Annotated in this window: 13 protein-coding genes; 5 read left to right on the forward strand and 8 right to left on the reverse strand. The window is 71.2% G+C overall.

Going from position 1 to position 13365, the window contains the following annotated elements:
• Positions 1-5: 5 nt before the first annotated feature.
• Positions 6-749 (reverse strand): zinc ribbon domain-containing protein, encoded by a 744-nt coding sequence (locus ADK57_RS38950; RefSeq protein ID WP_078973573.1) that lies wholly within the window; start codon positions 747-749, stop codon positions 6-8.
• Entirely contained in the window at positions 746-1654 is a 909-nt protein-coding gene (locus ADK57_RS38955) for a Nif3-like dinuclear metal center hexameric protein (protein ID WP_053754426.1), read from the reverse strand. Before ADK57_RS38955 ends, ADK57_RS38950 begins: the two co-directional genes overlap by 4 nt.
• Positions 1655-1852: 198 nt before the next feature.
• Here ADK57_RS38955 and ADK57_RS38960 point away from each other — a divergent pair, with 198 nt between their 5' ends.
• Both ADK57_RS38960 and ADK57_RS50690 read left to right on the forward strand, forming a co-directional pair.
• The gene (locus ADK57_RS38960; RefSeq protein WP_053754427.1) at positions 1853-3070 is read left to right on the forward strand and encodes a hypothetical protein; all 1218 of its coding nucleotides are present in this window, start codon (positions 1853-1855) and stop codon (positions 3068-3070) included.
• A gap of 97 nt (positions 3071-3167) precedes the next feature.
• Positions 3168-3332: a hypothetical protein gene (locus ADK57_RS50690; protein ID WP_199830777.1), complete on the forward strand. Its 165-nt coding sequence runs from the start codon at positions 3168-3170 to the stop codon at positions 3330-3332.
• 66 nt (positions 3333-3398) lie between these two features.
• On the opposite strand, the gene ADK57_RS38965 is transcribed toward ADK57_RS50690, so the two are convergent.
• The 3 genes from ADK57_RS38965 to ADK57_RS38975 all read right to left on the reverse strand — a co-directional run bounded on the left by ADK57_RS38965 (position 3399) and on the right by ADK57_RS38975 (position 6372).
• Complete coding sequence (locus ADK57_RS38965) at positions 3399-4337, reverse strand: 3-oxoacyl-ACP reductase (protein ID WP_053754428.1); 939 nt, start codon at positions 4335-4337, stop codon at positions 3399-3401.
• A 9-nt stretch (positions 4338-4346) separates the two neighbouring features.
• Positions 4347-5423, reverse strand: coding sequence for a Zn-dependent alcohol dehydrogenase (locus ADK57_RS38970; RefSeq protein WP_053754429.1), 1077 nt, complete (start codon positions 5421-5423; stop codon positions 4347-4349).
• A 91-nt stretch (positions 5424-5514) separates the two neighbouring features.
• Complete coding sequence (locus tag ADK57_RS38975) at positions 5515-6372, reverse strand: MaoC/PaaZ C-terminal domain-containing protein (RefSeq protein ID WP_053754430.1); 858 nt, start codon at positions 6370-6372, stop codon at positions 5515-5517.
• Between the two features lie 262 nt (positions 6373-6634).
• Between ADK57_RS38975 and ADK57_RS38980 the strand changes: the two genes are divergently transcribed.
• Positions 6635-7969 carry a sensor histidine kinase gene (locus ADK57_RS38980; RefSeq protein ID WP_053754466.1) on the forward strand — a complete coding sequence of 445 codons (1335 nt, stop codon included), beginning with the start codon at positions 6635-6637 and terminating at the stop codon, positions 7967-7969.
• 141 nt (positions 7970-8110) lie between these two features.
• Positions 8111-8743: a response regulator transcription factor gene (locus ADK57_RS38985; RefSeq protein WP_053754467.1), complete on the forward strand. Its 633-nt coding sequence runs from the start codon at positions 8111-8113 to the stop codon at positions 8741-8743.
• 20 nt (positions 8744-8763) lie between these two features.
• Here the strand turns inward: ADK57_RS38985 and ADK57_RS38990 are convergent, their stop codons facing one another.
• From ADK57_RS38990 to ADK57_RS39000, 3 genes are all read right to left on the reverse strand, one after another.
• Complete coding sequence (locus ADK57_RS38990) at positions 8764-9579, reverse strand: hypothetical protein (RefSeq protein ID WP_199830778.1); 816 nt, start codon at positions 9577-9579, stop codon at positions 8764-8766.
• Positions 9579-10118 (reverse strand): SigE family RNA polymerase sigma factor, encoded by a 540-nt coding sequence (locus tag ADK57_RS38995; protein ID WP_053754432.1) that lies wholly within the window; start codon positions 10116-10118, stop codon positions 9579-9581. Before ADK57_RS38995 ends, ADK57_RS38990 begins: the two co-directional genes overlap by 1 nt.
• A gap of 75 nt (positions 10119-10193) precedes the next feature.
• Positions 10194-11648: an MFS transporter gene (locus ADK57_RS39000; RefSeq protein WP_053754433.1), complete on the reverse strand. Its 1455-nt coding sequence runs from the start codon at positions 11646-11648 to the stop codon at positions 10194-10196.
• 497 nt (positions 11649-12145) lie between these two features.
• Between ADK57_RS39000 and ADK57_RS39005 the strand changes: the two genes are divergently transcribed.
• Positions 12146-13228: a right-handed parallel beta-helix repeat-containing protein gene (locus ADK57_RS39005; protein ID WP_159050221.1), complete on the forward strand. Its 1083-nt coding sequence runs from the start codon at positions 12146-12148 to the stop codon at positions 13226-13228.
• The last annotated feature ends 137 nt before the right edge of the window (positions 13229-13365 follow it).

Below are 13365 nucleotides of genomic sequence, written 5' to 3' on the forward strand. Positions count from 1 at the left end.
AAGCCCTAGAGACCCGACTCGGACGTACGCACCAGGATGCGACGGCAGTTCTCGCAGCGGACGACCGTGTCGGGCGCCGCCGCGCGGATCTCGTTGATGTCGGTGATCGCGAGCTCCTGGCGGCAGCCCTGGCAGCTGCGCTGGTACAGCTTGGCCGCGCCGATGCCGCCCTGCTGCGCGCGCAGCTTGTCGTAGAGCTTCAGGAGGTCCGCGGGGATGGAGCCGGCGATGACCTCGCGCTCCTTGGTCACCGCGGCCGCCTCGCCGTCGAGGGACTCGAAGGCCGCGTCCCGGCGGGCGGTCGCGTCGTCGATCTTCGTCTCGACGGAGGCGACCCGCCCGGTCAGCTCGGCGGCCCGCTCCTGAGCGGACTCGCGGCGCTCCATGATCTCGAGGACCACGTCCTCCAGGTCGCCCTGGCGCTTGGCGAGGGAGGCGATCTCGCGCTGGAGGTTCTCCAGGTCCTTCGGCGAGGTGACCGCGCCGGAGTCCAGGCGCTGCTGGTCGCGGGAGGCACGCTGGCGCACCTGGTCCACGTCCTGCTCGGCCTTGGTCTGCTCGCGGGCGGTGTCGCTCTCCTCGGTCTGCGCGGCGACGAGGAGGTCGCGCAGCTGGGTCAGGTCCTTGGTCAGCGACTCGATCTCGGCGTGCTCGGGCAGCGAACGGCGCTTGTGGGCGAGCTGCTGGAGGCGGACGTCGAGGTCCTGGACGTCGAGAAGGCGGATCTGGTCGGCGGGCGCGGCGTTCAGTTGGGGGCTCCCAGGGTTTCGGAGTCAGAAGGTGCGCGCGAAGCGCTCCTTGGAGGGGTGGCGGCGGGCGACGGGCCGGCGACGGACGCCGCGTGGGCGGTCCAAGGGTCGGTGACCGTCTTGGAGACGTGGACGCGAAGGTCCCATCCGTTGCGGTCGGAGATCTCGTCGAGCTGGGCGGCGGCCAGCTCGCACCAGGGCCATTCAGTGGCCCAGTGCGCCGCGTCGAGCAGCGCGAGGGGGCTGTGGGCGAGGGCCTCGGAGGCCGGGTGGTGGCGCAGGTCCGCGGTGAGGAAGGCGTCGACCCCGGCCGCGCGGACGTCTTCGAACAGGCTGTCGCCGGAGCCGCCGCTCACGGCGACCGTGCGGACCACGGCCTCGGGGTCGCCGGCCACCCGGATGCCCTGCGCGGTCGCGGGCAGTCGTTCGGCGGCGCGGGCGGCGAAGTCCCGCAGAGACAGCGGGTGGTCGAGTTCGCAGATCCGGCCGAGGCCGCGGCGGCCGTCGGGGTCGGTCGGGTCCGGCACCAGGGGTCGTACGACACGAAGGTCGAGCGCGCCGGCGAGGGCGTCGGAGACACCCGGATCGGCCTTGTCCGCGTTGGTGTGGGCGACGTGCAGCGCGATGTCGTTCTTGATCAGCGTGTGCACCACGCGGCCCTTGAAGGTGGAGGCCGCGACCGTCGTCGTACCGCGCAGATAGAGGGGGTGGTGGGTGACCAGCAGGTCGGCGTGCAGCTTCAGCGCCTCGTCGACGATCTCCTGGACCGGGTCGACGGCGAAGAGAACCCGCGTGACCTCCTGGTCGGGGTCGCCCACGACGGTGCCGACCGCGTCCCAGGACTCGGCCCGCGCGGCGGGCCACAGGTTCTCCAGCGCGGTGATGACTTCAGACAGACGGGGCACGGGGAAAGGCTACCTGGCTGTTCTCTCCCACTGAACCGGCCATCGGGCCGTGCCACCGCCGGTCACCCCGCCCAGCACAGTCGCCCCGCGTTCCTCAGGCGAATCGTTCCTGGGCCACACCTTTGTGTGAAGTGACTGCCTGCCGGTCCCACGTCCGCGCGTACGAAAACTAGCTTCGTCGCCGGAGGTGACCAGACGATGACGGCCTGTGCGATCGAGCCTGCGGCGGGAGACGCGGATGGTGCCGCGCGGCCGCCGTGCACCATCACGGCGGACGGCGCCTACGCGGCCCGCCTCACGCGGGACGGCGACTCCTGGTTCCCGGAGCGCTGGACCCTGGACGGCCCCGAGCCGTATGCGGTGCCACTGCCCGGCAACCAGCCGGAGGAGCCCGGCACCGAGGTGCAGCCGATGGGCGACGGACGGGTCCTCATCCGTCGGCTGGCCGCCGGACGGCACAACTTCTCGCTCCTGTACCCGACCGGCCCCGACACCGGCGAGCTGCCGCTGGGCGCGGTCGAGTGCCCGGACGAGGGCTCTTGGCTGCGGCTGCTGCCGCCCGCGCCGTGCGGCGAGAAGGCGTACGCCCTCGCCGTCGGCCGGCACGCCAGCGCGGTGTGGCTGGTGGCGGGCGGCGCCTTCGGGCCCGAGCACCTCGCCGAGATCCCGGGGCGCTGCTCGGGCGGGGTGTGGCTCGACCACACCGGGCGGATGCTGGCCCTTGACCGGGAGGTCGGCGGCCGTACGAAGACCGTCGTGGTCGACCTGGAGCGCGGCGGCGAGGTCTCGCCGCTGCTCCAGATCGCGGCGGACAGCGACGACCGGCTGCTGCTCGCCGACCCGGACAGCGGACTGCTGCTGATCCGCTCGGACGCACCGTCGCCGGGGCAGGACCGGCTGGGCTGGGGGGTTCTCGGCAGCACCCTGCCGGTGCGCTTCCCGGAGTGCCTGCGGGTGTCCGGCTGCACGGTCGCCCCGTTCGCGATCCAGCCCGGCCAGATGCTGATGCCGGAGAGCTGCGCGGTGGCGCTGCGGGTCGACGGCCCGGTCGCCGGCTGGGTCGGCGTGTGGCGGCCCGCCGAGCGCCGGATGCACCATCTCCCGGCGCCCGAAGGGTGGTTGGCGGGCGCCGGGCTGTGGACCGAGGACGGGGTGCTCCACCTGCCGTACGCGACGGCCGAGACGCCGTGCGCGGTGGCACGGGTGGCGGCACCCTCGGGGGAAACGGGGGGCATGGGGGACACGGGGAGGGCGGGGGACGCGGGGGCCGAGGGTCCGGTCCGGGACGGCACGGCTACCGAGTCCACGTCGGACACGGCGTCGGACGAGCCGCCGGATCCGGACCCTTCGGCCGCCGGCGCGCCACGCCCTGTGCCCCTTCAGGAAGCACCGTTGGGGCGTCTTGTAACGAAGTAGTGGCGGTTGGCGTGGCCGCCTGGATTCGCGCCATGGGCAGCCGGTTAAACTCGCCCGGCTGTTAGAAAGATCATGTTGACGGGGTGAGTTCCTTCCGATGAGTGACGCCAGCACGAACCAGCACACTGCCGACGTCCAGGAGTCCACCGGCCACGGCCGGCACCGGGGTCCGGTCTCGGTACAGCACGACAACGAGACGGCTCAGACGGCCCCCCGCGGCCGTCACCGCAAGCCGGTCGAGCAGACCGAGTCGGCGGCCTGAACGACGTACGGCCCTGCACGACGTACGGCCCCGTCCCTCGCATGAGGGGGCGGGGCCGTTCCGTGTCTACTCCCGCTTGAGGCCCAGCACTTCGGCCGCGGCGAACGTCTCGCCCTCCGGCCGTCCCGCGTAGTGCGCGGTGAGCAGCGCGTCCAGTTCGTCGTAGGTGAAGGTGTCCTGCTTGCTGTCGAACCTGGCCTGTACGCGGGGCCGTTCGACGATCGCGACCATGCCGCCGTGTACGACGATCAGCTGGCCGTTGACCCGCGCGGCGGCGGGCGAGGCCAAGTAGCCGACGAGCGGGGCGACATGCTCGGGGGCGAGCGGGTCCAGTGTGTCGGCGGGCCGCTCGAACCCGGCGAAGACGTCCTCGGTCATCCGGGTGCGGGCGCGCGGGCAGATGGCGTTGGCGGTCACGCCGTACTTGGCGAGCGCGAGGGCCGTCGACGTGGTGAGCCCGACGATTCCGCCCTTCGCCGCCGCGTAGTTGGGCTGCCCGGCGGAGCCCGCGAGGAAGGCCTCCGACGACGTGTTCACGATCCGCCCGTACACCGGCCCGCCCGTCGCCTTGGACCGCTCGCGCCAGTGCGCGGCCGCGAAGCGGGTGGTGTTGAAATGGCCCTTGAGGTGGACGCGGATCACCGCGTCCCACTCGTTCTCGGTCATGGAGAAGACCATGCGGTCGCGCAGGATGCCCGCGTTGTTGACCAGGATGTCCAGCCGGCCGAACTCATCGGTCGCCGACTCGACCAGTTCGCGGGCCTGTGGGAAGTCGGACACGTCCCCGGTGTGGGCGAGCGCTCTGCCGCCCGCCGCGCGTATCTCGGCCGCGACCTCCTCGGCGGGGCCGGCCGACGCCTCGCCCGAGCCGTCCCGGCCGGGCTGCCCGTAGTCGTTGACGACGACGGCCGCGCCGAGCCGGGCCAGCTCCAGTGCCTCGGCCCGGCCCAGGCCGCGGCCCGCGCCGGTGACGATCGCGGAGAGTCCCTCGAGTGGCAGTGACATCCGGGGTCCTCAGATCTCGATGCAGGTACGGAGGGCCGTGCCCGTCCGCATCTGGTCGAGCGCCTCATTGATCTCGCTCAGCGGCACCCGGTGGGTGATCAGGCCGTCCAGGTCGACGCGGCCGGCCCGCCACAGGGCGATGGTCCGCTCGTAGGAGCGCAGGACGTCTCCGCCGCCGTACATGGACGGCAGGATGCGCTTCTCGTCGAAGAACAGCTCGAACATGTTGAGCTGGAGGAAGTCGTCCAGGGCGCCCGCGCCGACGACGACCAGGGTGCCGCCGCGCCGCGTGGTGTCGTACGCCGTCCGCGCGGTGGCGGAGCGGCCGACGACCTCGAAGACGTAGTCGAAGCCCTCGCCGCCGGTGACCTGTTGTTTGGCGTCCGCCAGCTCGTCGGGCGAAACGGCCCTGCTCGCACCGAACTTGAGCGCGGACTCGCGGCGCGAGGCGACCGGGTCGACGGCGACGATCTCGGCGGCGCCCCTCAGGCGCGCGCCCTGGATGGCGGAGATGCCGACACCGCCGCAGCCGATGACGGCGACCGACGAACCGGCCTCCACGTCCGCGGTGTTGAGCGCTGCGCCGAGGCCCGTCGTCACCCCGCAGCCGATCAGGGCCGCGATGTCGAAGGGCACGTCGTCGGGTATCGGCACCGCGCAGCCGGCGTCGACCACGACCTCCTCGGCGAAGGTGCCGGTGCCGGCGAAGCCGAAGAGGTCACCGCCGGGGCGCCGGAAGTTGGGGGTGCCCGCGTTCATGAACCCGGCCAGGCACAGCTCGGTCTGGCCGCGCTTGCAGGCGGGACAGACTCCGCAGGCGGGCAGCCAGCAGACGACGACCCGGTCGCCGGGCTTCAAGTTGCTTACTCCCTGCCCGACTTCGAGGACCTCGCCCGCGCCCTCGTGCCCGGGGACGAACGGCGCCGGCTGCGGCAGCACGCCGCCCATCGCGGACAGGTCCGAGTGGCACAGGCCGGTGGCCCGCACCCGGATCCTCGCCTTGCCGGGACCGAAGCCCACCGCCTCGACGTCGTCGAGGACCTCCAGCTTGTCCTGGCCGATCTCGTGCAGTACGGCTGCGCGCATGGTGCGGCTCCCCTCGACTGTGGGCAGGCAGATCAACTGTGGTCGGGTTAGAGGCCGTTCCCGGATGTGGCCGTCCCGGATGTGGCCGTTCTCAGGTGTGTCGCACGACGGTGTCGGCGAGGACCGCGGCGTCGTCCCGTTCGACCGCGCTCACGGCGACCCGCACCGAGCCCTCCCGCCGCCACATGCGCACACGCAGGGTCTCGCCCGGGTACACGACTCCGGCGAACCGGGTGGCGTAGCCGCGCACCCGGGTCACGTCCCCGCCGAGCAGCGTGTCGACGACCGCCTTGAGCGTGATGCCGTAGGTGCACAGTCCGTGCAGGATGGGCCGCTCGAACCCGGCGACCTTGGCGAACTCCGGGTCGGCGTGCAGCGGGTTCCGGTCGCCGGAGAGGCGGTAGAGGAGGGCCTGGTCCTCGCGGATCGGCCGCTCCACGACCCGGTCCGGCTCGCCCTCGATCGGTTCGAGGCGGGCGGAGGGACCGCGGTCGCCGCCCCAGCCGCCTTCTCCGCGTACGAAGATCTGGGCGTCGTTGGTCCACAACGGGCCGTCGGCGTCGGCGACCTCGGTGCGCATCACGAGGACGGCCGCCTTGCCCTTGTCGTACACGCCGGCGATGCGGGAGGTCGCGGTGGCCGTGCCCTCCGACGGCAGGGGGCGGTGGATCTCCAGGCTCTGGCCGCCGTGCAGGACGCGGGCCAGGTCGACGTCGACGCCGGGCATGGACAGACCGCTGATCACCCCGGGCGATCCGGCGCCCGCGACGGTGGCGAAGCTCGGCAGGACGTGCAGCCGGGACTCCAGGGTGTAGCGCAGCTCGTCGGGGTCCGTGGCGGGGATGCCCGCGCCGATGCCCAGGTGGTAGAGCTGGACGTCCTTCACGCTCCACGCGATCTCGCCGGAACGGGGCTCGGCGGCCAGGGCCTTGGCGGCGTCGATGGGCAAGGTGGCTCCTGAAGGCTCAGAGACCTCGGTACGGCCGTCCGCACCGTCGGCCGCACCGAGGTCGACACGGGCCGATCTAGAACGCGTTCCAGTCCGGCGCCCCCTGTATAGCCCAGCGCTCCGCAGTTGTGAAGGCTCCTGACGGAGTGTCAGTTCGCAGGCCCCGGGTGGCCGTCGGAGCGGCGTCCCGTGACATTTGTCCTGTCGACGTCCGTACAAGCGCATCTGCCGGGCGGGCCGCCGGGTGCGTAGCGTCATGGCCATGTCCGAACGAAGGAACAGGGGCGGGTCCCGGCTGCGCGGTATCTCGTGCCGACTGGACGCCTGGCAACCGGCGTACCAGCACGCGCAGGAGCATCGGTGGTACTCCGAGGACGAGAAGGTCCGCCTCAAGGCCGAGTGCAGGGCCGCGAAGAAGGCCGGGAACATCCCCGTGCGCCCGGGGCCCCCGCCCAGCGGCTTCAGCCTGCTGCCGTGGCTGCTGATGGGGATGGGTTCCCTCTCCAACCTCTTCCAGGGCGACACCCCCAACCCCTGGATCGGCGGCCTCGGCCTCCTCACCTTCAACTCCCTCTACGTCTACGTGGCGTTCCGCGCCTTCATCAGGCAGACGCGGGAGGCCACCTCGACCCGGGTGGCGCTGGCGCTCATGGGGCTGGTGACCTGCGCTCTGGCCATCGGATACGGCGGCAACTGGCTGCTGTTCTTCCCTCTGTTCGGCCTCGCGACGGGCGCGGTCGTGCGGATGCCGCACCTGCGCTGGGCCGGCACGGCCGTGGCGGTACTCGCCGGCGCGGTCTCCGTCAGCCGCGAGGGCTGGGGCGGCCTCGACACCGCCTACGCGACCTGGATCTCGACGATGGTGACGGCGGCGATCCTCTCCCTGTCCGAAGCGGTACGGGAGTTGACGGCGGCCCGCGAGCAGCTCGCCCGGCGCGCGGTCGAGGAGGAGCGGCTGCGCTTCTCCCGCGATCTGCACGACCTGCTGGGGCACACCATGTCGGTGATCGTGGTGAAGGCGGAGGCGGCCCGCCGGCTGGCCGACCGCGACCTGACGGCGGCGCTGGACCAGATCACCGACATCGAGTCCGTCGGCCGGCAGGCCCTGACCGAGATCCGTGAGGCGGTGACCGGCTACCGCGAGGGCAGCCTCGACACCGAACTCGACCGGGCCCGCTCGGTGCTCCCGGCCGCGGGCATCGAACCCGTCGTCCGTCGTTCCGGCCCGCCCCTGGCCGCCCAGACGGAGGCGCTGCTGGGCTGGGTGGTCCGGGAGGCGGTCACCAACGCCGTACGGCACAGTGGGGCGACGCGCTGCGAGATCGCCGTGGAGGGCGCGCCGGAACGGGCCCGCGTACGCGTCACCGACGACGGCCAAGGGCCGTCCACCGCCGCGGAAACCCTCCCCGCCGCCCCGGGCATCGGCGGAACGGGCCTGAAAGGGCTGCGGGAGCGGCTCGCGGCGGCGGGCGGGTCGCTGGAGGCGGGGCCGGGGGCGCGGGGTGGGTTCGTGGTGACAGCGGAACTTCCGGTGGGTTCGGTGGAGTTGACGGAGGCGGTCGCCGAGGCGCGTACGGCGGCCCCTCGGCCCTCTTGACCATGCAGCGGCGCCTCACCCCCCGAGCCGGTGGAACCGCCCCAGGTCGTGGTCGGCGTCCAGCACCTCAGGCAGCGGGCTCCGCCACCGCCGTACAGCCCAGGTCCGACCGCCGCGCCCTACCCTTGGGCCGTGAACGAGATGCCGCGTGACCACCGGCCCGCCAGATCGATCAGAGTCCTGCTCGCCGAGGATCAGGGGATGCTGCGCGGGGCACTCGCCCTGCTGCTCGGGATGGAGGCGGACATCGAGGTCGTGGCCCAGGTGGCGGCCGGGGACGCCATCGTGGACGCGGCCCTGACCCACCGCCCCGACGTGGCCCTCCTCGACATCGAACTGCCCGGAATGAGCGGCCTGGACGCCGCCGCCGCACTCCGCGACGAGGCACCCGACTGCCGCGTGCTGATCCTCACCACCTTCGGCCGGCCCGGCTATCTGCGCCGGGCCATGGAGGCCGGAGCCGCGGGGTTCCTCGTCAAGGACGGCCCCGTGGAGGAGCTGGCCGCGGCGATCCGCCGGGTACTGACCGGCGAGACCGTCATCGACCCCGCCCTCGCCGCGGCCGCACTCAGCGCCGGCCCCAACCCGCTCACGCCCCGCGAGTGCGACGTCCTCAACGCCTCGTCGGACGGCGCCACCGTCGCCGACATCGCCACCAAGCTCCACCTCTCGGAGTCCACGGTCCGCAACTACCTCTCCTCCGCCATCGGCAAGACAGGCACCCGCAACCGCACGGAGGCGCTGCGGGAGGCCCGGCAGCAGGGGTGGCTGTAACCGGGATCATCGCGTCGCGCCTACCCCGTCACCTCCACCGACTTGTACTCCGTCCCCTTCGGCGCCAGGCAGACGAACCAGTTCACCGGGGAGCCGTCGGCCGTGCGGATCGCCGGGGTGTCGGTGGACACCTCCTCGTTCGGCGCGGGCTTGTTCACCTCGGTGGTCGTGCCGTCCTTCCAGGTGCAGGTGACCTCCTGGGCGGTCTTGGCGACCTGGCCCAGGACCAGGCGCTGAGGGCCGTCGGAACCGATCCCCAGTGCCATCGCGGCGGATTCGATGTCCGTGCCGGACATGGTGTGGTCGATACCGGTGAACACGTCCTCCATCACCGTCGAACCCTTGTCACCGTCGCCCCGGTTCACGAAGAACGAGCTCTTGCCGACCAGTTGTGATGCCCCGCCCTCCGGAGGCGTGACCCCGAACTCGGCCATCTCGGCCAGCTGGCCCTGCGCCTCCGCCTCGTCGCGCGGCGCCGCCCACACGTCGATCAGGACCTGCCACTTCTTGCCGTTCTCCGTGCCGGTCGCCAGTGTGGTCCGCTGGGGCGAGAACACGTCCGGCGACGCGGTCACCGACGGCTGCGTGGCCAACGGAGCCACCCGTCCCCCGCCCCCGCCCGGCAGCCCGGTGACCGCCAGCGTGGCCGAGGAGCCTGCCAGCGCCAGGGCCGTGGCCGCCGCCACCGCCATGCGCCGCGCCTTACGGCGACGCCCGCCGCGGATCACCGCCTGGTAGGGGGCTATACCGATCTCGACCTCGTCCGTGGCGTCGGCCAGCAGGACGGCGATGTCGCTGTTCGCCATGTGGTGGTTCGTCTCCCGGTCCGCGCTCATCAGTTCCGCCCTCCGCTCGTCACCATGTCGGCCAGACCCGGTATGGCGCGGAGCTTCGCGATCCCCTTGGCCGCGTTGCTCTTCACCGCGCCCACCGAACAGCCCATCGCCTCGGCCGTCTGCGTCTCGGTCAGGTCCTCCCAGTACCGCAGGACCACCGCCTCCCGCTGCCGCGGGGGCAGTTGGGCGAGCGCCGTCAGAAGGGCGCTGCGGTCCTCCGCCTGGGCCATGCGGTCACCGCTGTCGGCGACCTCCCGCACCAGCCCCGAGTCGTCCCTGGGCGCCAGGAACTCCTTGAGGCGCCTGCGGTGCTTGCGTGCGTGCGCGTTGATCATCACGCGCCGTACGTACGCCTCCGGCTCGTCCGCCGAGCCGACCCTGCGCCAGGCCACATAGACCTGTTCGAGCGTCGACTGGACCAGGTCCTCCGCGGCGTGCTGCTCCCCCGTGAGGAGAAATGCCGTCCGCATCAGCCGCGGCCAGCGGCCGATGACGAAGCTCTGGAACTCCTTGTCCCGAGCCTCCTTGCGATCCCCCATGGGCACCTCCTAGATGTCTCAAGGAGTCCATGGACCGCCCGGACCGTTGCCTCGCCCCACAGAAATATTTCCGCGTCACTCCGCGGAGAGGTGTGCGCCCGGCTCCGCCGAGCTGTTTCGCGGCAGCCACAACAGCATCAGCACCACCCCGCCGACCAGCACCCCGGTCCCCACCCGGAACACCAACGCGTACCCCTCCGTCAGCGCCTGGGGGGAGCCGCGCCCCGCCGTACGGGCCGCCGCGATCGTCGACATGACCGCGAGCCCCAGCGAACCGCCCATGGTGCGGGAGGTGTTGACCAGTCCCGACACCAGTCCGGCCTCCCCCGGCGCCGCCCCCGCCGTGGCCAGCGCGGCGAGCGGCGTCGCGGCCAGTCCCGCGCCCAGCATCATCAGGATCCCCGGGATCATGATCGTGGTGAGATACGCCCCGTCCGCGGTCATCGTCGACTGCCGGACGAACCCGGCGATCGCCACCAGGGTCCCGAGCACCGCCACGGCACGCGGCCCGGCCCTCCGCATGAGCCGGGGCGCGAGCTTCGAGCCGACGACGACGGCCAGGGAACTCGGCACCAGCGCGAGCCCGGCGTCCAGCGGCGAGTAGCCCAGCACGTTCTGCACGTACAGCGTCATGAAGAACCACATGCAGAACATCGCCGAGCCGCACAGGAACATCGCCACGTTCGCCGACGCCACCGCCCGCTTCCCGAGCAGTCCGAGCGGCATCAGCGGAGCCGCCGTACGGGCCTCGACGGCGAGGAAGCACCCGATCAGGGCGAGCCCGGCCAGCAGCGGCACCAGGGTGGCAGCCGCCGTCCACCCTTCGGCCTCGGTCTGCGAGATGCCGTACGCCGTGGTGGCGAGCCCCGCCGTCACCAGCAGCGCGCCCGGCAGGTCGAGCCGCCGTCCGTCCCGCGCCCGGCTCTCGACGAGCCACAGCAGGGAGCCGAGGAGCACCACCGCTCCCACCGGCACGTTGATCAGCAGCACCCACCGCCACGACAGCACGTCCACCAGCGCCCCGCCGACGAATCCGCCGGCCGCGCCGCCGCCCGCGCCGACCGCCGTCCAGGTCGCGATGGCACGCGCGCGTGCGGCGCCCTCCGGGACGGCGGACGTGACGATCGTCAGCGTGGAGGGCGCGAGCACCGCCGCGCCGAGTCCCTGCGCGGCCCGCGCCGCCAGCAGCTGCCAGCCCTCCTGGGCGAGTCCGCCGCCCAGCGAGGCCGCCGTGAACAGGGCCAGCCCGACCAGGAACATCCGCTTGCGGCCGTAGAGGTCACCGGCCCGCCCGCCGAGCAGCATGAACCCGGCGAAAGCGATGGCGTAGGCGTTGACGACCCACTGGAGCCCCTGCTCGCTCAGCCCCAGGTCGGTGCGCATCGACGGCAGGGCCACGTTCACGACGGACACGTCGAGCACGACCAGGAACTGTCCGGCACACGCGAGCGCCACGACCAGCCAGCTGGGCGGCGCGATGCGGGGGCGGGGCATGCGGGTGACGTCAGCGGCTTCCAGCATGCCGGTCATGCTCTCAACCCGGTAGCGCCCCTTCCATCGGGTTTTGGTCCTAGGTCGTCCGCCCTTCCCCGTCGCCGGCGCCGCCGCCACGTCGTGCGCCGCCGCTTCGGCGCCGCCACATCCGACGCACCCTCGGCGAGGACCATTTGAGATTCTGATCAATAAGGAGAGACTGGAATGGACGCACACTCGTTGCGGCAACCGTGGACGCCTTGGGCAGTCGTGATTTCGGTAACACCGGCGAATCACAGCCCGATACGCGCGGTCCATGATCGACCTTGACATGGTGATCACTCCGGTTGTTGCCGTGGTCGACGCGACCGTGTCAACGGTCAGTCCCGGTACGGCGATTCAGCCGTTGGTCGACTTTGTCACCGAGACCCTAGAGTTCTGGATTCGGGTTGTCGGCGCAGCCCCCGAGGCCCGGTGGATTGGCCCGGAGTTGGGCATTGACACCGGGGACTTGATACGTAGACTCCAGATCTCGTTTATCCAGGAGGTTATCGGTGGGGATCTTTTCCGGGTCCGGATCACTGTCCCGCAGGTCGGCGCTGGCATTGGTGGCTCTCCCGCTGATCGCCGCGAAGCCGCCCTGCCGCCCACGGGAGTGCGTGAATTCCGGGAATACCGGAGTCGTACTGGTCGCCGACTACTCGACTCCGCAACAGGCGGCGAACGCCGCCGCCAACAAGCGACTGGTCTTTCCGTCCGGTCGGACGTACACCGTCAATGAGCTTCTGATTCCGGCCGGCTGCTATGTCGAGGGCAACGGTTCGATCCTGAAGACCCCGAATTCTTCCACGACGGACAGCAGTGACGACGGCATACTTCGCGTGGTCGGCAGTGGTGTGACCGTTGACGGCCTGAAGTTCGACGGCAACATCCAGAACCAGGGCGCCGTCTGGAATCAGCACCGCCACCAGGTCAGAGTCCATGGAAATTACAGCAACATCCTGATCAGGAACTGCGAGTTCTACAACATCATCGGCGACGGCGTGTACATCAACGTCGGATCCGGCGGAAACAACGGACACACCATCGAGGTCCACGACTGCACGTTCACCGCGGCCAACAACAACCGCAACGGTGTCAGTGTCACGTCGGGCACGAATGTCCACGTACACCACAACACGTTTACCAATATGGCCCGACCCGATATGCCGGGCGCTATTGACATCGAGCGGAACTCCGCTTCGGACATCATCGCCGACATTCTGGTCGAGTACAACACGATCACGCGCGCCGCCCTTTCCGGGACGGGCGGCAGATACGGCATTCTGGCGTGCATGTTCAACTGCGTGGGCAACAACATCGTGTTCCGCAACAACAACGTCAGCGGAGCCGGACTCAGCGCTGCGTTTCTGGTCATGGGCGACAGCGGCGGGACGTTCAACACGAGCGGAATCACCATCACGGCGAACGACATTCACGACGCCGGTGGCGCGGGAGTCGAGCTGGATTACTGGATCAAGGCCGACATCACCGACAACCGGTTCACGAACCTGACCCCGGCGATCCTGAACTATTACGCCTCCCTCGGAAACACTTCGGGCAACATCTACACCAACGTCACCACCCAGATCGCCTGAAGACCGATAGCCCGCCGCGGGGCGCTCCCCCGCACGCCGTCCGCCACTCGAGCGCCGTCGAGCCTCCCGCGGCGGCTCCCCCGGCGGCCTCCAGGCCGGCCTTCTTCGACAGGTGCGGCAGCAACGACGCGAGTGTC

Origin of the sequence: Streptomyces sp. MMG1533, from assembly GCF_001279775.1 — a bacterium.
Lineage (GTDB): Bacteria > Actinomycetota > Actinomycetes > Streptomycetales > Streptomycetaceae > Streptomyces.